At 60.8% G+C, this 24,716-nt stretch carries 19 protein-coding genes and 1 riboswitch; of the genes, 12 read left to right on the top strand and 7 right to left on the bottom strand.

Going from position 1 to position 24,716, the window contains the following annotated elements; translation table 11 throughout:
- Positions 1–81: 81 nt before the first annotated feature.
- Positions 82–2,517 carry an ATP-dependent helicase gene (locus tag PRI8871_RS04355; protein ID WP_108884937.1) on the top strand — a complete coding sequence of 812 codons (2,436 nt, stop codon included), beginning with the start codon at positions 82–84 and terminating at the stop codon, positions 2,515–2,517.
- 205 nt (positions 2,518–2,722) lie between these two features.
- On the opposite strand, the gene PRI8871_RS04360 is transcribed toward PRI8871_RS04355, so the two are convergent.
- Positions 2,723–3,601, bottom strand: coding sequence for an alpha/beta hydrolase (locus PRI8871_RS04360; RefSeq protein WP_108884938.1), 879 nt, complete (start codon positions 3,599–3,601; stop codon positions 2,723–2,725).
- Positions 3,602–3,728: 127 nt separating this feature from the next.
- Positions 3,729–3,806, top strand: a riboswitch (SAM riboswitch).
- Between the two features lie 63 nt (positions 3,807–3,869).
- On the opposite strand from PRI8871_RS04360, the gene PRI8871_RS04365 reads away from it, so the two are divergent.
- The 4 genes from PRI8871_RS04365 to PRI8871_RS04380 all read left to right on the top strand — a co-directional run bounded on the left by PRI8871_RS04365 (position 3,870) and on the right by PRI8871_RS04380 (position 8,229).
- The gene (locus tag PRI8871_RS04365) at positions 3,870–5,051 is read left to right on the top strand and encodes a trans-sulfuration enzyme family protein (RefSeq protein ID WP_108884939.1); all 1,182 of its coding nucleotides are present in this window, start codon (positions 3,870–3,872) and stop codon (positions 5,049–5,051) included.
- Positions 5,052–5,175: 124 nt separating this feature from the next.
- A complete protein-coding gene (gene folE2 / locus PRI8871_RS04370; RefSeq protein ID WP_108884940.1) occupies positions 5,176–6,267 on the top strand; it encodes a GTP cyclohydrolase FolE2 in 1,092 nt (363 codons plus the stop codon).
- Positions 6,268–6,445: 178 nt separating this feature from the next.
- A complete protein-coding gene (locus tag PRI8871_RS04375; RefSeq protein WP_108884941.1) occupies positions 6,446–6,673 on the top strand; it encodes a DUF1127 domain-containing protein in 228 nt (75 codons plus the stop codon).
- Positions 6,674–6,780: 107 nt separating this feature from the next.
- Positions 6,781–8,229, top strand: a complete 1,449-nt coding sequence (locus tag PRI8871_RS04380; RefSeq protein ID WP_108884942.1) for a TrkH family potassium uptake protein — start codon at positions 6,781–6,783, stop codon at positions 8,227–8,229.
- 262 nt (positions 8,230–8,491) lie between these two features.
- On the opposite strand, the gene PRI8871_RS04385 is transcribed toward PRI8871_RS04380, so the two are convergent.
- Both PRI8871_RS04385 and PRI8871_RS04390 read right to left on the bottom strand, forming a co-directional pair.
- Complete coding sequence (locus PRI8871_RS04385) at positions 8,492–11,572, bottom strand: valine--tRNA ligase (RefSeq protein ID WP_108884943.1); 3,081 nt, start codon at positions 11,570–11,572, stop codon at positions 8,492–8,494.
- 856 nt (positions 11,573–12,428) lie between these two features.
- The gene (locus tag PRI8871_RS04390; RefSeq protein WP_108884944.1) at positions 12,429–12,644 is read right to left on the bottom strand and encodes a DUF1127 domain-containing protein; all 216 of its coding nucleotides are present in this window, start codon (positions 12,642–12,644) and stop codon (positions 12,429–12,431) included.
- Between the two features lie 232 nt (positions 12,645–12,876).
- Between PRI8871_RS04390 and PRI8871_RS04395 the strand changes: the two genes are divergently transcribed.
- Positions 12,877–13,965: an Mrp/NBP35 family ATP-binding protein gene (locus PRI8871_RS04395; RefSeq protein ID WP_108884945.1), complete on the top strand. Its 1,089-nt coding sequence runs from the start codon at positions 12,877–12,879 to the stop codon at positions 13,963–13,965.
- Here PRI8871_RS04395 and PRI8871_RS04400 read toward each other — a convergent pair.
- Positions 13,962–14,828 carry a lytic transglycosylase domain-containing protein gene (locus tag PRI8871_RS04400; protein WP_306418436.1) on the bottom strand — a complete coding sequence of 289 codons (867 nt, stop codon included), beginning with the start codon at positions 14,826–14,828 and terminating at the stop codon, positions 13,962–13,964. The genes PRI8871_RS04395 and PRI8871_RS04400 overlap by 4 nt on opposite strands.
- Positions 14,829–14,962: 134 nt before the next feature.
- Here PRI8871_RS04400 and ftsY point away from each other — a divergent pair, with 134 nt between their 5' ends.
- The 5 genes from ftsY to PRI8871_RS04425 all read left to right on the top strand — a co-directional run bounded on the left by ftsY (position 14,963) and on the right by PRI8871_RS04425 (position 20,962).
- On the top strand, positions 14,963–16,123 hold the full coding sequence (gene ftsY / locus PRI8871_RS04405; protein ID WP_108884947.1) for a signal recognition particle-docking protein FtsY: 1,161 nt from the start codon (positions 14,963–14,965) through the stop codon (positions 16,121–16,123).
- A gap of 109 nt (positions 16,124–16,232) precedes the next feature.
- On the top strand, positions 16,233–17,135 hold the full coding sequence (locus PRI8871_RS04410; protein WP_108884948.1) for an EamA family transporter: 903 nt from the start codon (positions 16,233–16,235) through the stop codon (positions 17,133–17,135).
- A 23-nt stretch (positions 17,136–17,158) separates the two neighbouring features.
- On the top strand, positions 17,159–17,764 hold the full coding sequence (locus PRI8871_RS04415; protein ID WP_108884949.1) for an inner membrane-spanning protein YciB: 606 nt from the start codon (positions 17,159–17,161) through the stop codon (positions 17,762–17,764).
- Positions 17,765–17,849: 85 nt separating this feature from the next.
- The gene (locus PRI8871_RS04420) at positions 17,850–20,135 is read left to right on the top strand and encodes a xanthine dehydrogenase family protein molybdopterin-binding subunit (protein WP_108884950.1); all 2,286 of its coding nucleotides are present in this window, start codon (positions 17,850–17,852) and stop codon (positions 20,133–20,135) included.
- Positions 20,136–20,494: 359 nt separating this feature from the next.
- Positions 20,495–20,962: a CoA-binding protein gene (locus PRI8871_RS04425; protein ID WP_108884951.1), complete on the top strand. Its 468-nt coding sequence runs from the start codon at positions 20,495–20,497 to the stop codon at positions 20,960–20,962.
- Here PRI8871_RS04425 and PRI8871_RS04430 read toward each other — a convergent pair.
- Positions 20,959–21,348 carry a hypothetical protein gene (locus PRI8871_RS04430; RefSeq protein ID WP_108884952.1) on the bottom strand — a complete coding sequence of 130 codons (390 nt, stop codon included), beginning with the start codon at positions 21,346–21,348 and terminating at the stop codon, positions 20,959–20,961. The genes PRI8871_RS04425 and PRI8871_RS04430 overlap by 4 nt on opposite strands.
- A gap of 42 nt (positions 21,349–21,390) precedes the next feature.
- Positions 21,391–22,398: an alkane 1-monooxygenase gene (locus tag PRI8871_RS04435; protein WP_108884953.1), complete on the bottom strand. Its 1,008-nt coding sequence runs from the start codon at positions 22,396–22,398 to the stop codon at positions 21,391–21,393.
- 177 nt (positions 22,399–22,575) lie between these two features.
- Here PRI8871_RS04435 and PRI8871_RS04440 point away from each other — a divergent pair, with 177 nt between their 5' ends.
- Positions 22,576–24,261: an NAD(P)H-dependent oxidoreductase subunit E gene (locus PRI8871_RS04440; protein WP_108884954.1), complete on the top strand. Its 1,686-nt coding sequence runs from the start codon at positions 22,576–22,578 to the stop codon at positions 24,259–24,261.
- On the opposite strand, the gene PRI8871_RS04445 is transcribed toward PRI8871_RS04440, so the two are convergent.
- Entirely contained in the window at positions 24,262–24,672 is a 411-nt protein-coding gene (locus PRI8871_RS04445) for a secondary thiamine-phosphate synthase enzyme YjbQ (RefSeq protein WP_108884955.1), read from the bottom strand.
- Positions 24,673–24,716: the final 44 nt, after the last annotated feature.

The following is a 24,716-nucleotide window of genomic DNA, read 5'->3' on the forward strand; positions in this document are numbered from 1 at the left end:
CCCGCAACATTGCACGCCTGTCCCGAACCGTATAGAACGGAAGGCGAACACGCTGATCGCAACGCATCGGACCAATCCGCCATGAGCACTTTTGACGATTTTGATGACGTGGGCGCTTTTGAGGCGGCGTCGCTTTCCTCTCGCGCGATGGCTGCGCGGCCGACCCCCTATCTGGATGAGTTGAACCCCGCCCAACGCGCGGCGGTTGAGGCAATGGATGGCCCGGTTCTGATGCTGGCCGGGGCGGGGACGGGCAAGACCAAGGCGCTGACCTCGCGCATTGTGCACATGCTGATGACAGGCCGCGCCCGCCCGCCCGAAATCCTCGCTGTGACCTTTACCAACAAGGCTGCGCGCGAAATGAAGGAACGGGTTGCCCGTATGCTGGGCCAACCGATCGAAGGGATGCCGTGGCTCGGCACGTTCCACTCGATCTGCGTTAAGCTGCTGCGCCGCCATGCGGAGCTGGTCGGGCTGAAATCCAACTTCACCATCCTCGATACGGACGACCAGCTGCGCCTGCTCAAGCAATTGGTGCAGGCCGCCGGGATTGATGACAAACGCTGGCCCGCGCGGCAATTGGCGGGGATCATCGATGATTGGAAAAACCGCGCCATCACGCCCGAGCGTGTGCCGACAGCCGATGCCGGGGCCTATAACCACAAAGCGCCGCGCCTGTACGCAGAATATCAAACCCGCCTGCGGGAGTTGAACGCCGTCGATTTCGGCGATCTGCTGCTGCATATGGTGACGATCTTCCAGCAGCACCCCGATGTGCTGGAACAATATCAGCGCTGGTTCCGCTTTATCCTGGTAGACGAATACCAGGATACGAACGTCGCCCAATATCTATGGCTGCGCCTGCTGGCCTCGGCCCATAAGAACATCTGTTGCGTCGGCGATGACGACCAGTCAATCTATGGCTGGCGCGGGGCCGAGGTGGGCAATATCCTGCGGTTCGAAAAAGATTTTCCCGGCGCCCATGTGGTGCGGCTGGAACAGAACTACCGCTCGACCCCGCACATTCTGGCGGCGGCCTCAGGTGTCATTCGCGGAAACTCGGACCGTTTGGGCAAAGAGCTTTGGACCGAAGCGCAGGATGGCGAAAAGGTCCGCCTGATCGGCCATTGGGACGGCGAGGAAGAGGCCCGCTGGATCGGCGAAGAGATCGAGGCCATTCAGCGCGGCACCCGCGGGATGCGGCCCTATACGCTGGACGATATGGCCATTCTGGTCCGTGCCTCGCACCAGATGCGCGCGTTCGAGGACCGGTTCCTGACCATCGGCTTGCCCTATAAGGTCATCGGCGGCCCTCGTTTCTATGAGCGGCTCGAGATTCGTGATGCCATGGCCTATTTCCGGCTGGTCGTGTCGCCCGACGATGATCTGGCGTTTGAGCGGATCGTGAATACCCCGAAACGTGGCCTTGGCGACAAGGCGCAGCAGACCATTCAGCGCATCGCGCGGGCCAATGGGGTGAGCCTTGTAGATGGCGCAGCGCTGGCCGTTGAGATGGGCGAGATCAAGGGCAAAGGCGCTAAGGCGCTGGCGCAACTGGTGACCGATCTGGCCCGCTGGCGGCGAATGACGCGTGCCGTGGTGCCGGTGCAAAGCGACGACATTATTGACGATGAAACCCGCCCCATGGAGGGATCGCCCGAGGTCAGCCATATCGAACTGGCGCAGATCATTCTGGACGAATCCGGCTACACCGAGATGTGGCAGAACGACAAAACGCCTGAGGCGCCGGGGCGGCTGGAGAACCTTAAGGAACTGGTCAAGGCGTTGGAAAGTTTTGAGAATCTGCAAGGGTTCCTCGAACATGTCGCGTTGATCATGGACAATGACAAGGGCGATGAGGGCGCGAAGGTCAGCATCATGACGCTGCACGCGGCCAAGGGCCTGGAATTCCCTGTGGTGTTTCTACCGGGTTGGGAAGACGGGCTTTTCCCGTCGCAACGGTCGATGGATGAAAGCGGGCTGAAGGGCCTCGAGGAAGAACGGCGCTTGGCTTATGTCGGCATCACCCGTGCCGAAGAGGTCTGCACGATTTCCTTTGCCGGCAACCGCCGGATCTTTGGCCAGTGGCAATCGGCCCTGCCGTCGCGGTTCATTGACGAGCTTCCCGAAGAGCACGTGGAGGTGCTGACGCCTCCGGGGCTTTACGGCGGGGGCTACGGCGCGGCGGGTATGGGTGGCGGGATGTCGGGCGGCATGTCGTCAGGCGTTGAGGCCCGCGCGGCAGAGGCGAATGTCTACAATTCGCCCGGCTGGAAACGCCTACAGGAACGCAGCCAGCAGCGCCCTATCAGCCAGCCGCGCGAAAGCCGCGCCTCGGCCATAGATCTGGAGGCGGTGTCGAGCTTTACCATGGGCGAGCGGGTGTTCCACCAAAAGTTCGGCTATGGCGCGATCATCGGCATTGAAGGCGATAAACTGGAAGTGGCCTTTGAGAAGGCCGGTACGAAAAAGGTCGTCGCGCGGTTCTTGTCTGCATCAGATGACATTCCGTTCTGATCCTTGGTCATGAGGTGTTGCGCCGCGCCTTGCGCGTCGCCCCGGGGGCAGGCGCGGCCCAAGGGCCGCGCCTGCGGGGCTTTGGGCCTTGGTATTGCTTTTATTGGCAGGTTGCAGCGCGGGTGGCCGGTGTTGTGTGGCGTATTTATGAAAGAGAAGAAGCAGGGGGACGGCCCGAAGGATTTTGACGTGGGACGCTGCCGTGTCAGGCGATCCCTGCGCGCGGCCCCGAGGCTTGGCGGCGAAACCTTTGGCGGGCAGTGTTGGGGGCGGCCGTGTTTGGCAGTGCGCTGGAAAGCGCGGAATAGCCGAGCCTGCCCTGAAGCAATGCAGCATAGAGCGGAAAGACACCCGCCCGCAGATAAACCGACCAATGACAGATGCGGCGGTCCGGCGCGGCCAGCGGGTAGCCTAGCCCGCGGAGCGCATCAAGCGTGGCGGCGTCGTCCAATCGCAAGGTCAGCTTGCCAGGGCCGTGCAGACCTGCGCCGAGCATCCGCGCACCCTTTTGCGGCCGGGGCAAAAGCCGTTCGGCCAGCAGGTCAAACAGGTCGTTTTCGGCGCTGGTGACGTTGTAGATATGGCAGGGCAGGCCCATGGCCTGCGTGCCGAATTCGGCGGCGGCCAGCAAGATGAGGCCGCAAATGGCGCCGTCGGGCACCTGCCGGGCCGCGCCGATGGCGACCCTTGCCCCCAGCGAGTGGCCCAGGATCCGAATGGGACGGCCGGGGGCGTGGTGCTGGATGCGCGAAATCAGCCGGGCCAGCCCCGTTCCAGCTAGGGCGGCGCGGTCGTGAGCCTGTCTGAGGCTGCCGCGCGCGGGCCAGCCAAAACCGATCAGTGGGCCGAATTGGCCTTCGCTGCCGTCGCCCAGCCGTTGCGGCCAGCTGAGGCCGCGCAGGTGGCGGGCGGTGTCCCTAGGGGCGAACAGGCTGCGGTGGGGGCAGGCGGTGGCATGGCCGGGGGCATATTTGTACCCGTGAACCATGATCGCCACAGGACCGGGGATTGCCAGAGCATGGGTCAGGGCCTCTGTCAGGGGCTGGCCGTCATGCGTAGTGGGCGCGCCGTCGTGATCCGTCACATGAAGCAGGGGTATTTTGGCCTCCGGGTCCGAATACCTATGGACTATCCAGGTGGTGCAACGTGGCCATGACGGATCGGTTACAGGGGTGTGACGGACTTGACCTGCGACATCTTGCGTTTTAATCCAAATCCATCGTGGCGATTTGTTACCGGATTGCGGGCCACGTTAAACATGCCGCTAAAGAGGTCAGACGAAAGCTCCCTTTCGCTTGGCCGAGACGGGAGTTTTTTTGTGGGCCGTGACTGGCCCCTGAAGGAGATACAAGATGAGCGACGATTGGGATATCCGCACGAAACTGGTCCACAAAGGCAGCCGACGCAGCCAATATGGCGAGGTGAGCGAAGCGATGTACCTGACGCAGGGCTTTGTCTATCCGACAGCCGAAGCGGCCGAGCAGCGGTTCCAGAGCCTGGGCGAGGATGAGTTCATCTATGCCCGCTATGGCAACCCGACCGTGCGCATGTTCGAAGATCGTATCGCGGCCATTCTGGGCTATGAGGACGCGTTTGGCTGCGCGTCCGGCATGGCGGCGGTCAATGGCGCGCTGATGGCGCTGACCAAGGCGGGCGACCGCGTGGTGTCGAGCCGCGCGCTGTTTGGATCGTGTCTTTATGTGCTGGAGAACATTCTGGCCCGCTTTGGCGTTGAGATCGTTCTTGTCGACGGCACCGACAATGCGGCGTGGGACGCGGCGATCACGCCTGACACCACGCTGGTGTTCCTTGAGTCCATGTCGAACCCCACACTGGAAGTGATCGACCTGAAGCATGTGTGCGATCTGGCCCATGCGAACGGTGCGCTGGTTCTGGTGGATGATGCGATGGCGACGCCGATTTTCAGCTATGCCAAAGATTGCGGCGCGGATCTGGTGCTGCTGTCGACCACCAAACATGTGGACGGGCAGGGGCGTGTTCTGGGCGGGATGATCGTGGGCAGCCGCGACTTGATCCGTGGCCCGATTGAAACCTACCTCAAGCATACCGGCGGCGCGATGAGCCCGTTCCACGCATGGGTGCAACTGAAGGCGCTGGAAACGCTGGATCTGCGGGTCCGCTCGCAAGCGGCGGGTGCGCTTGAGATTGCCGCGTTCCTTGAGGCCCACCCCAAGGTGGCGCGCGTCAGCTATCCGACGCTGCCCTCGCATCCGCAGTACGAGGTGGCCAAGCGGCAAGCGGAATCGGGCGGCACGGTGGTGGCGTTTGAAATCGCGGGCGGCAAGGATGAGTGCTTTAAGTTCCTCAATGCGCTGAATGTGTTCACGATCTCGAACAATTTTGCCGATGCGAAATCTATCGTGACCCATCCGGCCACCACCACGCACCAGCGTGTTCCGCAGGATCAGAAGGACATTCTGGGCATCACCGGGGCGCTTGTTCGCCTTTCTGTGGGTCTGGAAAGCACGAAAGACCTGATTTTGGACCTGAAACAGGCGCTCGACACACTTTAAGTGGCGTTTTTTAGCAATCCGGAGTCATCCGGATTGCTATCTCTGACGTATACCTTTGCAGATTGGAAATTCTTGGACGGACTTCCTATCTACTGTAAAGATACGCGGACGAGAGGTCTGAGCGATGAATGTATACATGCCTGGGATTAAAGCAGAGCCAAGCCGAGACGAGGCGGAAACCGCCCTCGATCTTTTGCGGCAATGGGCGGCGCGTGCCTCGGATGATGATATTGCATCGCTGGACCCCGGCCTGACGGCCCTGATCGGCGGCGCGGGCTATCCCGATTTGTCGCGCAACTATCCGCACAACTTTGTCGCCGATGCTGCCTATCGCGCCACCTTGCCCGATTTGCAAAACGGCCCGTCGTCGCTGATCCGTGGGGAAAAGCGGGCGATCCAGCATGTGGGAATTTCGAATTTCCGCCTGCCGATCCGCTATCACACCCGCGACAACGGCGATCTGAACTTGGAAACCAGCGTGACCGGCACCGTCAGCCTTGAAGCCGACAAGAAGGGTATCAACATGAGCCGCATCATGCGCTCGTTCTATACCCATGCCGAAAAGACGTTCAGTTTCTACGTGATCGAACACGCGCTGGACGATTACAAATCCGATCTCGAAAGCTTTGATGCCCGCATCAATATGCGCTTCTCCTTCCCGATGAAGGTGAACAGCCTGCGGTCGGGGCTGACGGGGTATCAATATTACGACATCGCGCTTGAGGTGGTGGAACTGGCCGGCGTGCGCCGCCGGATCATGCACCTTGACTACGTGTACAGCAGCACCTGCCCGTGCTCGCTCGAACTCAGCGAACATGCCCGCCGCGAACGGGGGCAACTGGCAACGCCGCATTCGCAACGCTCGGTTGCGCGGATCTCGGCTGAGCTGAAAGACGGCAAGCGCCTGTGGTTCGAAGATCTGATCGATATGTGCCGCCGCGCCGTACCGACGGAAACGCAAGTCATGGTCAAACGCGAAGACGAACAGGCCTTTGCCGAGTTGAACGCCGCCAACCCGATCTTCGTCGAAGACGCCGCGCGCCTCTTTGCCGAACAGCTTCAGGCCGATGACCGTGTGGGCGACTATCGCGTGTTGGCCAGCCATCAGGAAAGCCTGCACAGCCATGATGCGGTATCTGTGCTGACTGAAGGCGATCTGTTCGCGCAAGACAGCCTTGACCCCAAGCTGTTCTCGACCCTGTTTCATATCGGGTAAGTTCACCATTTGCTGAAAAGACGGGCGCTCACAGACCTGTGGGCGCCTTTTCCATGGGCGATCATGAAAACCATGGGCTTTGAGCGTGCCTGCTACCATTGATTCATGGAATTCACACCATTCGGTCCCAAATATGCAAGCAGGGAGGAAACCCAAGTTGATAGCAAAGGTTTCCATCATGGTTCGCGACAACGTACAAATTGCCTTCAACCAACCATCCCCCCGGCGTCTGATCGACGCTTTCTTTGCCAAGGTAGGACTTGGGATGAACCCGTCTGGCCTGGACAAGCACAGCGTTGTGCGCATCGCCGAACTGGGTGCGAAAAGCGACCGGGATCTGGCGCGGCTGGGTCTGACACGTGAAGAAATCGTGCCTTTTGTGCTGAAAGATCTGTTCAGCGTCTGATCGGTTGCGCCATTTTCGCGCCGCGCCGGGCACAGAACCGGCGCCTCCAAGGCATCGCCGGACAGTGACGCTTGACACCCGTCGCGCAGGGGTTCAACGCTGCGCACATGTTTGATCTGCGCCCCGTCGTCTATGTCATTGGCCTGCTTGTGGCGGCCCTCGGTTGCACGATGCTGCTGCCGATGGCGATTGATATTGCCGAAGGTCGCGGCGAATGGAACGTGTTTCTTGAAAGCGCGCTTATCACCATTTCCATAGGTGGATTTGCGGCGCTGGCCTGCGCCAATGCCGTGCCGGACCGCCTGTCGATCCAGCAGACCTTTCTTCTAACCACTGGGGTCTGGGCGGTGCTGCCCCTGTTTGGCGGCATCCCCTTCATGATGGGCGCGTCGGAAGCCAGCTTTACCGACGCCTATTTCGAAGCCATGTCCGGCCTGACCACCACCGGATCAACGGTTGTGACCGGGCTTGATACGCTGCCCAAGGGCATCCTGCTGTGGCGCGGCTTGCTGCAATGGCTGGGCGGCATCGGCATCATTGTAGTCGCCATGGTGTTCCTGCCCGAACTGCGGGTCGGCGGTATGCAGATTTTCCGGTCCGAAGCCTTTGACACCATGGGGAAAATCCTGCCCCGTGCGACGCAGATCTCGTCGAATATCTCGACCATCTATGTCACGCTGACGCTGGCTTGTGCGATTTGCTACCTGATGACCGGCATGAACGCCTTTGACGCAACGGTGCACGCGCTGACGACAGTCTCGACGGGGGGCTTTGCCAATTACGACGCGTCTTTCGGAGCATTTTCCGGCACTGCCGAATATGTGGCCTCGGTGTTCATGATCCTCGCCGCGCTGCCCTTCGTGCGCTACGTTCAATTCGTAAACGGCAACCGAAACCCGCTGTTCCGAGACTCGCAAATCCGCGTTTTCCTGATCATCATCTTCGTGCTGGTGATCGCGACCAGCGTGTCACTTCTGGCGCAGTTCCCGCATCACCCTGAACAGGCGGTGCGCGAGGCGCTGTTCAACATCACCTCGATCATTTCCGGCACCGGTTACGCCAGCGTAGACTACATGCAATGGGGTCCGTTCCTGATTTCGGTCTTTTTTTTCATTGGGTTGATTGGCGGCTGCGCGGGCTCGACCGCCTGCTCGGTCAAGGTGTTCCGCTACCAGATCCTTTTTGCCTCGATCCGCGTCGCGCTCCAACGGATCGGAGCGCCCCATGGCGTCTTCACCCCGCGCTTCGAGGGCCGTCCCGTCACGCCCGATGTCATGGGCTCGGTCATTGCCTTCTTCGTCTTCTTCATCGTCTCGCTGGGTGTGCTGGCGGTGCTCTTGGGGATGACAGGGCTCGACTTTGTCACAGCACTTTCGGGCGCGGCCACCGCCATCGCCAATATCGGCCCCGGCCTTGGTGATCAGATTGGTCCGGCTGGCAATTTCGCGGGCCTCAACCCGACAGCAAAATGGCTCTTGGCGTTTGGCATGCTCTGCGGCCGGTTGGAACTCTTGGCCGTCTTCGCACTCCTGACCCCACGCTTCTGGCGCGGCTAAACAGTATTTTCTGACCCAAAATATCCCGGGGAGCGCGAGGGGCAGAGCCCCTCGCTTCGGTCGGATTGCGAAGCAATCCGAGACAAGGAAGGCGCGCCGCTTCGCGGCGCGAAAGGCGAGGGGCGCTGCCCCTCGCGCTCCCCGGAGGATTTATGGAAAGATGAAAGGTGGAGGCTGTCGCGGTACTTGGTCGGGAGCGATGTCCAAATAGAAAAGGGGGCCAAGTGGCCCCCTTACTTGTTCAATTTGGCCTGCGCGGGTCTCAGCCGATTTCGGCCAGACGCGCCAATGCTTCGTGCAGTTTGGCCTCTTCTTCTTGGCGGGCGGCCAGATTGGTGCGGGCTTCCTCGACCACGTCTTCTGGGGCGGATTCGGCGAATTTGGGGTTGTTGACACGGCCGGCAAGACCTTTGATTTCCTTCTCAAGCTTGCCAAGTGTCTTTTCCAAACGCGCCTTTTCTTCGGCCACATCGATGATGTCCGCCAGCGGCAAGCCAAAGGTAGCGCCTTCGACGGGGACGGTGGCGCAGCCCTTGGGGAAGGTTTCAACCTCTGTCAGGCTTTCGACGCGCGCCAGACGTTGGATCATCACCTCGTTGCGGGCCCAAGCGGCCTGTTCGGCTTCGCCCCACTGCGACACGACAACGGGGATGTGCAGGCCGGCAGGCACGTGCATCTGGGCGCGGGTTGACCGGATGCCCTCGATCACCGAGATCACCCAGTTCATTTCGCGATCCGCATCGGCGTTGACCAATTCGCTGCCATAGGGCGGCCAATCGGCATGGACGAGCATCTTGGCGCGGTCGGTGCCCGTGTTGCCCCAGAGCTCTTCTGTGATGAAGGGCATGATCGGGTGCAGCAGGATCAGGCACTGGTCGATGACCCAAGCCATGGTGGCCTGCGTTTCGGCCTTGATCGCCTCGTCTTCGCTGTTCAGCAGCGGCTTGGAGAACTCCACATACCAGTCGCAGACCTTGCCCCAGACAAAGGCGTATAGCGCGCTGGCCGCATCGTTGAAGCGGTAGGCGTCAAGCGCGGTGTCCACCTCGGCTCGGACTTTGGCGGTCTCGCCGATGATCCAGCGGTTCACGGTGGCATCTGCTTGCGGCACGGTCAGGTCACTGCCCAGAGCGCCGTTCATTTCGGCAAAGCGGGCGGCGTTCCACAGCTTGGTGCCGAAATTGCGGTAGCCGGTGATGCGGTCCTTGGACAGCTTCAGCACGCCGCCTATCGAGGCCATGGCGGTATTGGTAAAGCGCAGCGCGTCGGCGCCGAATTCATCCACGATTTCAAGCGGATCGATGACGTTGCCGGTGGTCTTCGACATCTTCTTGCCCTTCTCATCGCGGACGAGCTGGTGCAGGTAGACGGTGTGGAACGGCTCTTTGCCGACCACGGCCAGTTGCATCATCATCATCCGCGCCACCCAGAAGAACAGGATGTCGAAGCCGGTGATCAGCACATCGGTGGGGAAGAACCGCTCAAGCTCGTCCGTCTGCTCGGGCCAGCCAAGCGTGCCGATGGGCCACAGGCCTGACGAGAACCACGTATCGAGCACGTCGGGATCGCGGGTGAGAACAAAGGTCGTTTTCTGGGCCTCTGGCTCGTTCGGATCACCCGAAACGATCTGAGCTTCTGCCATTCTCGAGGACGGGTCACAGGCCTCTTCAAAGCGGATGTCGAATTCGCCTTTGAAGACCGAACTATAGTATTCAGAAGCTACCTTTACAGCTTCCTCTTCAGAGGAGGCGCAGAAAGCCTTAAGCGGGCCAAGTTCTCTGTAAATTCCATCCATTACCGGCCCGTACCAAACCGGGATCTGGTGGCCCCACCACAGCTGGCGCGAGATGCACCAGGGCTCGATGTTCTCAAGCCAGTGGTAATAGGTCTTCTCACCCGATTCCGGGATGATCTTGGTGCGGCCTTCGCGCACCGCGTCCAGCGCGGGGCCGACGACCTTTTCGGCATCGACGAACCACTGGTCGGTCAGCATCGGCTCGATCACCACTTTGGAACGGTCGCCAAAGGGCTGCATGATCGGTTTGGACTCGACCAAGGGCACTTCGGTGACAGGCGGCTCTTCCTCGCCCTTTTTCAGCTTGGGCTTGGGGCCAAGGCGGGCATCGTCCGACATCGTCATGACGGCCAGACCTTCGGCGGTGATCGCCTCGACCACCTTTGCACGGGCCTCATAGCGGTCAAGGCCGCGGTATTCATCGGGCACAAGGTTGATCGCGTCGATGTCCTGCACGGTAAAGGCTTTGCCCTTGGCGTATTCGGCGGCTTTGGCCACCTCGTCGGCATAGGGGGCGCCATCAGCGCGCATCTGCGCCTGCGTGTCCATCAGTCGGTACTGCGGGATCTTGTTGCGGTTTGCGACGCCGTGGTCGTTGAAATCATGCGCGCCGGTGATCTTGACCGCGCCCGAACCGAAGGTCGGATCGGGGTATTCATCGGTGATGATCGGGATCAGGCGGCGGTGTTCCTTCGGACCAACGGGGATTTCGCACATCATGCCAACGATCGAGGCATAACGTTCGTCGCTGGGGTGCACGGCAACCGCGCCATCGCCCAGCATGGTTTCGGGGCGCGTTGTCGCGATTGAGATATAGTCCCGCGTTTCACGGAACGTGACGTTCCCGTCTTCATCTCTCTCCAAATACTCATAAGTCGCCCCGCCAGCCAGCGGGTACTTGAAATGCCACATATGGCCGGGCGTTTCGATATTCTCGACCTCAAGATCCGAGATGGCGGTTTCGAAATGCGGATCCCAGTTCACAAGGCGCTTGCCGCGATAGATCAGGCCCTTGTTGTACATGTCCACGAAGACCTTGATCACGGCATCGTGGAAGTTGGGCGAATTTTCGTGGCCCGTGCGCGGATCGCCGGGGGCACCAGCCATGGTAAAGGCGTTGCGGTCCCAGTCGCACGAACAGCCAAGGCGTTTGAGCTGTTCAACGATGGTGCCGCCGTACTGGCCCTTCCATTCCCAGACCTTATCCAAGAACTTTTCGCGGCCCAGCTCGCGGCGGCCCGGTTCGCCCTTGGCGGCCAGCATCTTTTCGACCTGAAGCTGGGTTGCGATGCCCGCATGATCTTGGCCCGGCTGCCACAGGGTGTCAAAGCCGCGCATCCGGTGCCAGCGCACCAGAATGTCCTGAAGCGTGTTGTTGAAGGCGTGGCCCACGTGCAGCGCGCCCGTGACGTTGGGCGGCGGGATCATGATGCAGAAGCTGTCGTCGTGCGATTTGTTCGCGCCTGCGCGGAACGCGCCAGAGGTTTCCCAAGCCTTGTAAAGGCGGGCTTCGGCTTCGGCCGCGTTGAATGTCTTTTCCATCGCCATGGGTGTGTTTCCCCTGCTTGGCCGCGCACTGCGACCGTCGATCCATTTTCGTCTGGAACCGTCTAACGAAACGCCGCGCCAAGGGAAAGGCGGGGCTGCGCAAAATGCGACACCAAGGCGTGAAAAGCGGGGGCGGAAAAGAAAAGGCCGGAAGCGCTAGGGAGGAGGAGTGCGCTTCCGGCCAGGGTATCGTTTGCCCCAGGGAGGAGGAGAGGGGCGCACGAACTGGTTGGACCATTCGGTCCTGATGTCTTGGCGGCACCCCGAGGGAGGAGATGGAGCCACCGCCGATACCGAACACCCAAGGGAGGAGGAGGGCGTCCGAACTGTTTGGGCCATTTGGCCCGAATTCCGTGGCGGCGCCCCGAGGGAGGAGGAGGGGCTGCCGCCTGGTCACGTGCGCCCGGGGAGGAGGAGAGGGCGAACGATCCTGTATTGGGCCATTTGGCCCGAATTCCGTGGCGGCGCCCCTAGGGAGGAGGTGGAGCTGCCGCCTGGTTACGGAATGCCCAAGGGAGGAGGCGGGCATCCGATCTGGTTGGGCCCGTTGGCCCGGAAACTGTTGGCGGTGCCCCCAGGGAGGAGGAGAGGGGTCACCGCCGATTTACGAACGCCCGAGGGAGGAGGAGAGGGCGGTCGATCTGGTTGGGCCCGTTGGCCCGGAAACTGGTTGGCGGCAACTCCGGGAGGAGGAGTAGAGTTGCCGCCTGTTCAATCCCGGCCCAAGGGAGGAGGAGAAAGGCCGGTCATGAGTGGATCTTACGATCCGTTTAAGTGACGACTTCCCAGGGAGGAGGAGTTGGGTTGTCGTCGTAGCGCCGGATCCAAGGGAGGAGAGGATCCGCCGAATTCTATCTTAGGCCTCGTAGGCCGCTTGCCATGCCACGCGGCGCAGCATGCTGCGGTGCAGACCCAGGTCCGCCAGTTCGCGGGTGCTCAGGCTGCTGAGCTCGTTCAGGGTGGTGCGGTACACGCGGCGCTTTTCAAAGCGAATGCGCAGCGCGGTTACCAGCGATGCCATCCAACCGGTCAAACCGCTTTGGGCCTGCGAAAGTTCCGTCGAATAAGCCATTTTCTATCTTCCGTATCGTCTTTGCGTTTCGTCTTGAGACCAAGATGGTGGATTTGCTGCAACTGCACAATCCCGCTCTCGCTCAATGCTGCCATGCAGAAATTGCATAGTTTTACAGGTGAAATGCGCTGCGGCGCTCCCTAAAGGCGTGTATTTGATGCACCATCTTGCGAAATTTGCTGAAAATTGCAGATATTGGCGTCGAAATTGTTGACCTATGGGAAAGAAATCCATGACCACAACCAAAACTGCCGTAACGTCAACATTATCTGGCATCGCCTTGCCAGACGGGGGGAATCTGGTTTCTCGTGATTTGATTCGAGCGCTAACAGTTGAGGGCGGCATCGTTCGCTTTGTCATCGAAGCACCAACACCTGAGATTGCCCGGATGATGGAACCGATCCGAGCCGCCGCTCAGGCCGCGGTCGAGGCGATGGACGGGGTTAAAAGCGCTTCGGTCGTTTTGACGGCCCATGCCTCTGCCACAAAGCATGCCGCAGCGCAGCAAAATCCAGCGCCGTCGCTGAAACTGGGCGGCCATCCCAAACCGTCCAATGCCCCGCTGAAACCGACCGGAATCAAAACTGTGATCGGCGTGGCCTCGGGCAAGGGCGGGGTCGGCAAATCGACCGTGTCGTCGAACTTGGCGGTGGCGCTGGCCAAGAAGGGGCGCAAGGTTGGGCTGCTGGATGCAGATATATATGGACCCTCGCAGCCGCGCATGATGGGCACCAACACCCGCCCCGCCAGCCCGGATGGCAAAACGATTCAGCCGATCACCGCGCATGGCGTCACGCTCATGTCGATCGGTTTGATGCTGGATCCCGATAAGGCGGTGGTCTGGCGCGGCCCGATGCTGATGGGCGCGCTGCAACAGATGATGGGGCAGGTCGCTTGGGGCGAGCTTGACGCGCTGATCATCGATCTGCCTCCGGGCACGGGCGATATTCAACTGACGCTATGCCAGAAAGGCGGGATCGACGCGGCCATCGTTGTCAGCACGCCGCAGGACGTGGCGCTCTTGGATGCCAAGAAGGCGATCGACATGTTCCAAATGCTCAAGACCCCGATTCTGGGCCTGATTGAGAATATGTCTTTCTTCACCTGCCCGGACTGCGGGCATGAGGCGCATATCTTCGGTCATGGCGGCGTTCAGCATGAGGCCGAGCGTCTTGGCCTGCCGCTTCTGGCCGCGTTGCCCATTGATCTGGATACCCGTCTGGCCGGAGATGCCGGCACGCCAGTGGCCGCAGGCGACAGCCCCATGGCGCAGGCCTATGCCAAACTGGCGCAGGGGCTGATTGACGGCGGCATGGCCTAGGCCGGGTTCTTATAGACCGAACAGGTGCAACCCGATTGGCGCAGAGAGGTGCAAAGCGCATTGGCGCTTTTCACCGTCTTCGCGCCAAGACGGGCCATATAATACCCCTTTTTGCCCGCCACCCGGTTCTCAACATAGATCACATCCAGCTTGGGCTTGCTGGCCGCACCCCGGCACGACGCGGTTTTTTGCTTGAACGCCGTGCGCGCGGCCTTTTCCGATGCGGCAAAGCTCACCTGCACCCCCCAAGGGCTATGCTTGGGTTTGGGCTTGGGAAAAGGGGACATGCGACGGTTCTTGGCCAGATCTTCGCAGGCCGCTTGAAAGGGCGTGTCGCCCGCCAGCCGGAAATCATGCGCCTCGGGCGGGGTATCGCGCCACGCCTCAGCCGTCAGCCCGGTAATGATCTGCACATAGTCGATGGTCTCTTGTGCTAGCCCGCCAGTCTTGGCCACCAAACCATCGGCTCGCTTTTCCCCGCCATTATAGGCCACCGCCGCCAAACCGTGATTGCCATAGCGGCGGGTCAGCTCGCCCAAGTACTCGGCGGAATGTTCCAGCGCCTCAGCCGGGTTGTGACTGTCGGTCAACCCACGCAGCGCGGCGGTCGAATCGATGAACTGCGCAATTCCGCGCGCATTGGCATGGCTGACCGCATTGGGATCAAACCGGCTTTCTTGCCAGATCAGCCGCGCGAAAAAGCCCGGATCAATCTGGTTCTGCGCCGCAAAGGCCCCAATGGCACCGCAAGTGTCGGCGGCAAAGGCGCTGGGGCGAATACAGCGCACCGGGCCAAAGCGGCCCGCACTGCACTGCGTGCCCTCCTCAAACGGAGGATCGGCGGCCAAAGGTCCTGCCATCATCAAAAATGCCAAAAGAATGCGTCGCAACATGGGCTAAGATAGCCATTGCGGCGGCTCTGGCGTCAACCGGGACTTTTCCTTCGCCGCGCCCCGTATTACTTGGATGTAACGCAAGGCAAAGGATCCGGGTGCCCATGTCCCTTTTCGGCAAGCTCAAAGACAAGCTGTTCAAGTCCTCCTCGAAACTCGAAGAAGGGCTGGACGCGATCGTCGAAGACGGCGGCACAGAAGAACAGCAGCCCGAGGCCGCACCAGACCCAGACCCAGCGCCTGCACCAGCGCCAGCCGCGAAACCCGCGCCTACGCCGCCCGTGGCCAAAACGCCCACCGCCCCGGCACCGGCCCCCAAACCAGCGGCCCAACCTGATCCCGCGCCAACCCCCACCGGCCCCCCGCCTGCCGAAAACGCCGGTATCCTTGGCCGCCTTCTGGGGCGCCAACAGGGCGGCACCGTCGTCAAGCGCACGCTGGATGACGACATGCTCGAACAGCTCGAAGAATTGCTGATCGCCGCAGACCTTGGCGTCGATACCGCCCTGCGCGTCACCGCCAATATGGCCGAGGGCCGGTTCGGCAAGAAACTCTCGACCCAAGAAATCAAAGAACTGCTGGCCCAAGAGGTCGCCCGCATTATGGAACCGGTGGCCAAGCCGCTGCCGCTTTACGCCAAGAAACCGCAGGTGGTTCTGGTGGTCGGCGTCAACGGATCGGGCAAAACCACCACCATCGGCAAATTGGCCAGCCAATTCCGCGCCGCTGGCAAAAAGGTGGTCATCGCCGCAGGCGATACCTTCCGCGCCGCCGCTGTCGAACAGCTTCAGGTCTGGGGCGACCGGGCAGGCGTGCCGGTCCTGACCGCGCCGGAAGGGTCTGACCCGGCCAGCCTGGCCTTTGACGCCATGACCCGCGCGCAGGCAGATGGCGCTGACCTTCTGTTAATCGATACCGCAGGCCGCTTGCAAAACCGCGCCGACCTGATGGAGGAATTGGCCAAGATCGTCCGCGTCATCAAGAAAAAAGACCCCGACGCGCCGCACAACACCCTGTTGGTGCTGGACGCCACCACCGGCCAGAACGCCATCAGTCAGGTGGAAACCTTCCAGAAGCTGTCGGATGTATCGGGCCTTGTGATGACCAAACTCGACGGCACCGCCAAAGGCGGCATCCTTGTTAGCCTGGCTGACCGCTTCGGCCTGCCGATCCACGCCATCGGCGTGGGCGAACAGATCGATGATCTGGCCCCCTTCGATCCCGAAGACTTCGCCGCCGCGCTCACTGGCCTTGGCCCCAAATGACCGCCCACACTCTATTTTCTGACCGAAAATATCCCGGGGGTCCGGGGGCAGAGCCCCCGCGCGCTGGCGTCAGCCAGCGCCACCGAACCCGATCCGCCCCCCACCACACATGAGCGATTGGCTGATCTCAATCGAAGGCACGGCCACAGGGCACAATCTGGCCTTGGCACTTGCCCTGCTGGCGGCCTTTCTGCACGCGGTCTTTGGGGCGCTGCAAAAAGGGCGGCATGACCCGTGGCTGTCGCGCGGGGCGATTGACATCAGTTACGGGCTGATGGCGCTGCCCATCGCGCTCTTTGTGGTCCCATGGCCCGAGCCGCATATGTGGCCGATCTTCGCCGGGGCCTTTGTCATCCACACGGCGTATAAACTGCTTCAGGCAATGGCCTACACCAAAGGCGCCTACCATGTGGTCTATCCGGTGGTGCGCGGCACAGGTCCCTTGTTCGCCGTCTTCGGTGCGGGCCTCATCTTCGGCGAGGTGTTCACCCCGGTCCAATGGCTTGGCGTGGCGGTGCTGCTGTCGGGGATCTTTGGGCTTGCGGTCTATAACCTGCGATATCTGACATCGGCGCGCGATAGTTTGCCCGCCGCTTTGGGGCTGGCGGTCGCAACAGGGTTGTTCGTTGCGCTTTATACAACCTATGACGCCTATGGCATTCGCGCCACCGCTGATCCATTTACATTTCTAGCGTGGTTTTTCACGATCGACGGAATCGCGATGCCAATCCTCGCCGGGTTGCGCTGGAAGCAATTGTTAAACCGCCCGGCTGTATTGCCGTTGCTTGGACGGGGTGTTGTAGGTGCCATCGTGGCATTCTTCAGCTTCGGCTCTATCATGCTGGCAACCCGCCTTGACAAGGTGGGCGAGGCAGCCGTTCTGCGCGAGACGTCGACCGTCTTTGCCGCGCTTGTGGGTTACGTGCTTTTGAAAGAGCGTGTGGGCCCACGTCGAATTTCGCTGATGGCATTGATTGCAATCGGCGCCGTGATCGTTGAAATGGGGGCCTAAGGCCCAACCCGGAAGGAATGTCTATGGACGACAAGCAAGTCAATCCGCTGCTGAAATCCGCGTTGGAGCTGGGCCCCGTGCTGGCGTTTTTCGCCGCGTACCTGCTGCTTAAGGATCGCAGCTTTGTCATTGGCGGCACGGAATACGATGGGTTTATCGTCGTCACGGCGGCCTTTATCCCGCTGTTGTTGACCTGCACCGGGCTGCTGTGGCGGCTGTCGGGCAAAGTGTCGAAAATGCAGGTCGTGACCGTGGTTCTGGTCATCGTGTTCGGCGGGCTGTCGGTCTGGCTCAATGATGAGCGGTTCTTCAAGATGAAGCCGACGCTGATCTACATGATCTTCGCCGCAATTTTGGGCGCGGGCATTCTTCAGGGGCGCAGTTATCTGGAATATGTGATGGAAGGCGCGATGCCGCTGCGTCACGAAGGTTGGATGATCCTGACCAAGCGCGTGGCGATGTTCTTCTTTGCATTGGCTATCGCGAACGAAGTGATCTGGCGTTTTTTCACCACTGAAACATGGGTTTATTTCAAAACCTTCGGCCTGACAGCGGCACTGTTTGCCTTTTTCATGACCCAAGGCGGCTTGATCCAGAAATACGGCACCGAAGGCGCCGACAAAACCTGACCTCACTGATGTTTGCGCAAGCACTGGACATGCGGCGTATGCCGACTAAAGTCCAAGTCAACGCGCCATCAGGGAGGATCAGACCATGGAAAAATTTGGCAAGGCACAGCCGGTCAAGCGGGTTGAGGATGTACGTTTCCTGACGGGTCAGGGGCGCTATGTCGATGATATCGTGCCCGAAGGCGCGCTGTTCGCTTACATGTTTCGATCGCCCGTGGCGCATGCCACGATCACCGGATTGAACGTCGATGACGCCCGCAGCGCCGACGGGGTGCATCTGGTTCTAACCGCGCAGGATCTGCTGGACGGCGGGATGGACATCACGCTTGATTCCACCGCAGCCCCCAACCGCGACGGCACGCACGGCGCCAAACCGGAACGCCCGGTTCTGGCCCATGGCAAGGTGCGCTTTGTGGGCGAACCGATTGCGATGATTTTTGCCGAAACGATGGATCAAGCCAAAGACGCAGCCGAACTGATCGAGTTCGACTATGACGAACTGCCCGCGCATCTGGGCCTGGCCACCGGCGGCCAGCTTGTCCATGACGAGGTTGCCGAGAACCTGGCCTATGATTACGGCATCGGCGATGAAGACGCCACGCAGAAGGCCTTTGACGAGGCGGCGCATGTGGTCTCGCTCGATGTGGGGGACAACCGGATCATCGTCAACTCGATGGAGCCGCGCGCCTGTTTCGCAGAATGGGATGGCTCCCGCATGCATCTGTGCATGGGCGGACAGGGCGTCTGGGGCATCAAGACCAACGTGGCGCGTATGCTGGGGCTTGATCCCGAAAACGTCCGCGTGACCCAACCCGATGTAGGTGGCGGCTTTGGGATGAAATCCTTCCCCTATCCTGAATATTTCGTCTGCTGCTTCGCCGCCCGCGCATTGGGCAAACCCGTGCGCTGGACCGCCGACCGGACCGAGTCGATGCTGACAGACAACGGCGGGCGTGACCTGACATCCTTGGCCGAATTGGCCTTTGACGCCGATCACCGGATCACCGCGTATCGGATCAAGACGATCAGCAATCTTGGGGCCTATAACTCGGGCTTTGGGCAGATGATCCAATCCTTCCTGTTCGCCCGCGTCATGCCCGGCGTCTATGACATTCAAACCGCTTGGCTGAACGTGCTGGGCGTCTACACCAACACCACGCAGGTCGATGCCTATCGCGGCGCTGGCCGCCCCGAGGCGATCTATGTGCTGGAGCGGATGATGGACCGTTCCGCGCGTGAATTGGGCGTTGATCCGCTTGAACTGCGCCGCAAGAACTTTATCCCTGTGGCGAAGTTCCCGTACCAGACCGTGACCGGCGAAAACTACGATGTGGGCGATTTCAACCGCGTTTTGGACCGCGCGATGGAACTGGGTGACACGGCTGGCTACGCCGGGCGCAAAGCCACATCTGAGGCGGCGGGCAAGCTGCGCGGGATGGGCGTGTGCTATTACATCGAATCCATTCTGGGCGACCCCGACGAACGCGTGCAGGTCGACTTCGAAGAGGACGGCGGCGTTGCCATCTATGTCGGCACCCAGTCGAACGGGCAGGGGCATGAAACCGTCTTTACTCAGTTCTTGGCCGACCAGACCGGCATTCCCGCCGACAAGATCCGCTTTGTTCAGGGCGACAGTGACCTGATTGCCAAGGGCGGCGGCACGGGCGGGTCGCGGTCTGTCACCACGCAGACCAACGTGACGCTCAAGGCTGTGTCGGACATTGTGACGGCCTATACCGGCTATCTTGCCGATAAGTTTGGTGTGGATGAGGATAAGATCAGCTTTGATGACGACACGTTCCGCATCGAAGGCTCGAACGAGGCGCCGTCCATGCTTGATGTGGCGGCCATGGCGCGGGACGATCAGCGCGAAGACCTGCTGTCGTTCAAAGCGGTCGATGAAATTCCGGGCCGGTCCTATCCCAACGGTGCCCATATCGCCGAGGTTGAGATCGACCCCGAAACGGGCAAGGTCACGCTGGACAAATACACGGTCGTTGATGATTTCGGCAATATGATCAACCCGATGCTGGCAGAAGGTCAGGTCCATGGCGGCGTCGCGCAGGGCGCGGGCCAAGCGCTGAGCGAGCATGTGGTCTATGACGAAGACGGCCAGCTTTTGACCGCGACCTTCATGGATTACGCCATGCCGCGCGCCAACGACCTGCCGTTCGTGGCCTTTGACACCGAACCTGTCCCGTCCACCCGCAACCCCATGGGGATGAAGGGCTGCGGCGAGGCGGGGACCGTCGGATCCATGGCATCGGTCGCCAACGCGGTGCAGGATGCGCTATGGGATCGCGGCATTCGTCAGGTGGATATGCCCTTCACCCCCCATCGCGTCTGGCAGATGCTGACGGCGGCGGAATAATGCTGATGGGCGGGGGGGATGGCCCCGCCGTCATCCGATTCGGCAGAATGGTCAGCGTAGCTGTCTGAAACAAAAGGCGAAAGCGGGTGTCCCGGTCACGGGGTCGTGAAGGGAAATGACACCCAAGGTGGGTTTTGTGTAGAAATCGGCGGACCTCCGCCGACGCATATCGGGATAGTCAAGAAAAAATCCGCCACTTTTACACATACCCCTTTAAACTGTGACAAATGAGCCTAACTTATAGCGTAGGATCGCGGGCCGGAACCCCGCGACACCCTTCACTGTCCCTCGTTCCGTACTAGCGCCCAAGACTTACTTGGGCGCTTTTTTCTTTTTCGGCAGGGCAGTAGGGTGGATGCATGACCTATTCTGACGATCATCTGAAAACGATTCTGACCCGCACCAAGACGGTGGCCGTGGTCGGTGTATCGCTGAACCCTGTGCGGCCCAGCTATTACGTGGCGCGGTATCTGGGGCTGAAGGGCTATAAGGTGATCCCCGTCAATCCCGGCCATGCGGGCAAGCTGCTGTTCGGGCAGACCGTGCGCGCATCTCTGTCCGACATCGACACGCCCGTGGATATGGTCGACATCTTCCGCCGGTCCGAGGCCGTGCCGCCCATCGTGGAAGAGGCGCTTGAGGTGTTTCCAAACCTCAAAACCATCTGGATGCAGATCGGCGTTGAACACGCCGAGGCGGCCGCAAAGGCCGAAGCGCGGGGCGTGGATGTGATCATGAACCGCTGTCCCAAGATCGAATATCAACGCCTGTTTGGTGAATTGCGCATGGGCGGGTTCAACACCGGCGTGATTTCGTCCAAGCTCTAGACGCCGACTTCCGGCCCCAGGCACAGCATCGGCTTATCTGACTGGCTGACCTCATAGAGCACCAGCCGGTCCGGATCATTGGCAAAGATCGCCCGAATGCCGTCGGGGCGCTGTTCAAAAGTCCAGCATTGCGGGGTCGGGTTGTCGTCATAGACAAAGCAGATATGCGGGCCGTCTTCGTACCAGCTTCCGTCTTTGCAATTACCGTCCAGCAGCGACCAGCGCACCCGGTTCCCCGGCAGATATTGTTCTACCCCATAGGGCTGGCCCGCTTGGTCAAAGTAGATCGTCTTGCCGGTCACATAGTCCTGAAACTCTGCCCCCGTCATCGCGGGCAGGGCCGTGGCCGGGGCCAGAAGGGCAAGGATCAGACCAAGGGTTTTCATCGCCTCAGTCTGCCACAAGTCAGCGGTATTGCAATGGGCGCGTCAGGCGGCCCAAGCCTTGGCGCGGCGGTTCATCACCCGGAACCAAAGTTTCGGCCAGAAGGCGATGACCGCCATGGCGGGGATAGGGAAGGGCAGGATCGGCATGGTGTCGGTGTCCAGCCGCAGTTGCGTATAGGGGCGCGTCGGGTGGGCGTGATGGTCCGAATGGCGCGAGGCATTTAGCATGATAGCAGACGAAAACCAGTGTGGCGTGTTCCAGCTATGGCGCGGCCCGACCGGTTCAAACTTTCCATTTTCCAATAATTTTCGCTGAAGTCCGTAGTGAAGAATGTAGTCGGATAGCAATAATTGAACTTGTGCGTAGGTTGAGGTCGCCAGCATCCACAATGCGCCCTGCCAGCCCGCCAACAGGGCAGCCAATAGCACACTCGCCGCCCCGCCCAGCACGTACCATGTGTAGGGATGGCGCTTCAGGTCGCGGCCATAGCGCTTGGTCTCGGCCTCGCGGCCCATGCAGAAGCTGCCCATCCAGGCGCGGAACAGGAAATGATAGAACGTCTCGCCCATGCGGGCGGAATTGGGGTCGGGATAGGTTGCGGCCTGCACGTGATGCACCCGCAGATGCCCCGATGTGTGATGCCCGAACAGGATCGAGGTATAAACCGCCGCCCCAAGCCGCCGCACCCAGCGGCTGGACCGGTGGATCAGCTCATGCGCGTTGGAATTGCTGACCTGTCCGACAAAAAGGCTCAGCGCGATGAACAGAAGGATCTTGTTGACGGTGTCCAAATGCCCCGGCACGGCCAGCGCGACAATACCGCCAAAGAACACCGGAAAATGCAAAAGCCCCAACACGGTAGAGAGCGTCTTTCCAGCCGGAAACTCGGACCCTTCCGGCGCGTCCGGGGTCGCGGCGATCAGCTTATCCATGAAGAAGGAAAAGGCGGTGATGTAAAACAGCGCAATCCCCGGCCAGATCCCGCCAAACAGCGCGGCCAGCAGAACAAATACAGCGGCAGACAGGGTTATCGTGGCAAATCGGATCATCTTGGCACCGGTGCGGAATATGGATCATATAACGCCTATCGGAAAATTCCGTCACCCATCGGGCGAAACAGGGACCATTTGGGGCCGGTCAGCGTGCAGGTTTGGTCGCTTTTCGCATCGCTTTGCCCAAAGAAAGCCGGTTAGTTAGCGCCAGCGTGGACGACGGGAGGATGTATCATGGCGTTGGAAGACCAGAAGGGCGTTTGGAAATCTGGCCGCGGCAAGGGCCGTGTGACCCCCAAAGGACGCCAGCTTGAGGATGCCGCCCATGCCGATGTTCTGGCCCTACTGGGGGACCGTGCGCGGTCACGCGACCTGCTGATCGAATTTCTGCACCTTCTTCAGGATGAATACGGGCATCTGTCCGCCGCGCATCTGCGTGCCTTGGCCGAGGAAATGCGCCTCTCCATGGCCGAGGTCTATGAGGTCGCCACGTTCTACGCCCATTTCGATGTGGTCAAAGAAGGCGAAACACCGCCCCCCGCGATGACCATCCGCGTCTGCGATAGCTTGTCCTGTGAACTCGCGGGCGCAGAACAGCTTTTGGCCGCGCTTGAGGAAGGCATGGACCCCGCCGAGGTGCGCGTTGTCCGTGCGCCCTGCATGGGCCAATGCGACGTGGCGCCTGCGGTGGCCTTGGGGCATAAGCCGCTGGGCCATGCCGATGTGCCAAAGATCAAAGCGGCGATTGCGGCGGGGGACACGCACCCGGTTATGCCCGATCACCAAGGGCTGGCCGATTACGTGGCGGGTGACGGCTATGAAACCCTGAAAGCCCTGCGCGCCCAAGGCGATTGGGAAGAAGTACAGGCCGAGGTTCTGGCCTCGGGTCTGCGCGGCCTTGGCGGGGCCGGGTTCCCGTCGGGAAAGAAATGGGGCTTTGTCCGCGCCAATCCCGGACCGCGTTATCTGGCGGTGAACGGGGATGAGGGCGAGCCGGGCACCTTCAAGGACCGCTATTATCTGGAACGCCATCCGCATATCTTTCTTGAAGGAATGCTGATTGCCGCTTGGGCGGTCGAGGCCGAGCGTTGCTTTATCTACATGCGCGACGAATATCCCGGCATTCTCAAGGCGCTACGGCAGGAAATTGCCGCGTTGGAGCAGGCCGGAATCGTCGAGCCGGGGTATATCGACCTGCGCCGTGGGGCCGGTGCCTATATCTGCGGCGAAGAATCCGCGATGATCGAATCCATCGAAGGCAAGCGCGGCATCCCGCGCCACCGTCCGCCCTTCGTGGCGCAGGTCGGTGTCTTTGGTCGCCCGACCTTGGTACACAATATCGAAACGCTCTATTGGGTCTGTAAGATCTGCCGCGAAGGCCCTGAGGTGCTGAACTCGGTTGAGCTGAATGGCCGCAAAGGGCTGCGGTCCTATTCGGTGTCGGGCCGCGTGGCCAAGCCGGGTGTGTACCTGCTGCCTGCAGGATCAACAATTGACGACGTGATCGCGGCGGCGGGCGGTATGGTGGAAGGCCATCAGTTCAAGGCCTATCAGCCGGGCGGGCCGTCCTCGGGGCTGCTGCCCGCGTCGATGAATGACATCCCGCTGGATTTCGACACGTTGCAACCGCATGGCACCTTTATCGGGTCCGCCGCTGTGGTGGTGCTGTCAGATCAGGACAAGGCGCGCGATGCGGCGCTGAACATGCTGCGGTTCTTTGAGGACGAAAGCTGCGGCCAGTGCACGCCGTGCCGGGCGGGCTGCGAAAAGGCGGTCAAGTTGATGCAGGCCGAGCATTGGAACGCGCCCTTGCTGGAAGAGCTGTGCCAGACCATGGCCGATGCCTCAATCTGCGGGCTGGGGCAGGCAGCCCCGAACCCGATCCGCATGGTGCTTAAGCACTTCGCGGGCGAGGTGTAATCAGCCTTCGATCAGACAGGCCGCGACCGTCCGGTCATGCGGCCTGTCACGGTGTTCAAACAGATAGATGCCCTGCCATGTGCCCAGCATCATCCGCCCATTCTGCACCGGGATCGACAACGAGATCGGCAGGATGGCGGCTTTGATATGCGCGGGCATATCGTCTGGCCCTTCGTAGGTGTGGGTCAGATAGCGCATCGACGGATCGGTCGTTGGCGGCACCAAGCGTTGGAAATAGGCCAATAGGTCGGTCTGCACTTCTGGATCGGCGTTTTCCTGTATGACCAGGCTGGCCGAGGTGTGCCGCACCATCAGCGTCAGCAGGCCGGATCCGCGCACCCATTTGGCCACGTCCCGCGTAAATTCATAAAGGCCTTGGCCCCGTGTCGAAATAGTGAAGGTCGTTTGCATAATTTCTGACTGGCCGGATGATTGCTCAGCCCTATCCTCAAAGC

It is taken from the genome of Pseudoprimorskyibacter insulae, assembly GCF_900302505.1.
GTDB lineage: Bacteria > Pseudomonadota > Alphaproteobacteria > Rhodobacterales > Rhodobacteraceae > Pseudoprimorskyibacter > Pseudoprimorskyibacter insulae.

Coding starts and splice junctions, on each gene's coding strand:
- PRI8871_RS04355 (WP_108884937.1), top strand. CDS start 82: ATGAGCACTTTTGACGATTTTGATGACGTGGGCGCTTTTGAGGCGGCG.
- PRI8871_RS04365 (WP_108884939.1), top strand. CDS start 3,870: ATGAGCGACGATTGGGATATCCGCACGAAACTGGTCCACAAAGGCAGC.
- folE2 (WP_108884940.1), top strand. CDS start 5,176: ATGAATGTATACATGCCTGGGATTAAAGCAGAGCCAAGCCGAGACGAG.
- PRI8871_RS04375 (WP_108884941.1), top strand. CDS start 6,446: ATGGTTCGCGACAACGTACAAATTGCCTTCAACCAACCATCCCCCCGG.
- PRI8871_RS04380 (WP_108884942.1), top strand. CDS start 6,781: ATGTTTGATCTGCGCCCCGTCGTCTATGTCATTGGCCTGCTTGTGGCG.
- PRI8871_RS04385 (WP_108884943.1), bottom strand. CDS start 11,572: ATGGCGATGGAAAAGACATTCAACGCGGCCGAAGCCGAAGCCCGCCTT.
- PRI8871_RS04390 (WP_108884944.1), bottom strand. CDS start 12,644: ATGGCTTATTCGACGGAACTTTCGCAGGCCCAAAGCGGTTTGACCGGT.
- PRI8871_RS04395 (WP_108884945.1), top strand. CDS start 12,877: ATGACCACAACCAAAACTGCCGTAACGTCAACATTATCTGGCATCGCC.
- PRI8871_RS04400 (WP_306418436.1), bottom strand. CDS start 14,828: ATGATGGCAGGACCTTTGGCCGCCGATCCTCCGTTTGAGGAGGGCACG.
- ftsY (WP_108884947.1), top strand. CDS start 14,963: ATGTCCCTTTTCGGCAAGCTCAAAGACAAGCTGTTCAAGTCCTCCTCG.
- PRI8871_RS04410 (WP_108884948.1), top strand. CDS start 16,233: ATGAGCGATTGGCTGATCTCAATCGAAGGCACGGCCACAGGGCACAAT.
- PRI8871_RS04415 (WP_108884949.1), top strand. CDS start 17,159: ATGGACGACAAGCAAGTCAATCCGCTGCTGAAATCCGCGTTGGAGCTG.
- PRI8871_RS04420 (WP_108884950.1), top strand. CDS start 17,850: ATGGAAAAATTTGGCAAGGCACAGCCGGTCAAGCGGGTTGAGGATGTA.
- PRI8871_RS04425 (WP_108884951.1), top strand. CDS start 20,495: ATGACCTATTCTGACGATCATCTGAAAACGATTCTGACCCGCACCAAG.
- PRI8871_RS04430 (WP_108884952.1), bottom strand. CDS start 21,348: ATGAAAACCCTTGGTCTGATCCTTGCCCTTCTGGCCCCGGCCACGGCC.
- PRI8871_RS04435 (WP_108884953.1), bottom strand. CDS start 22,398: ATGATCCGATTTGCCACGATAACCCTGTCTGCCGCTGTATTTGTTCTG.
- PRI8871_RS04440 (WP_108884954.1), top strand. CDS start 22,576: ATGGCGTTGGAAGACCAGAAGGGCGTTTGGAAATCTGGCCGCGGCAAG.
- PRI8871_RS04445 (WP_108884955.1), bottom strand. CDS start 24,672: ATGCAAACGACCTTCACTATTTCGACACGGGGCCAAGGCCTTTATGAA.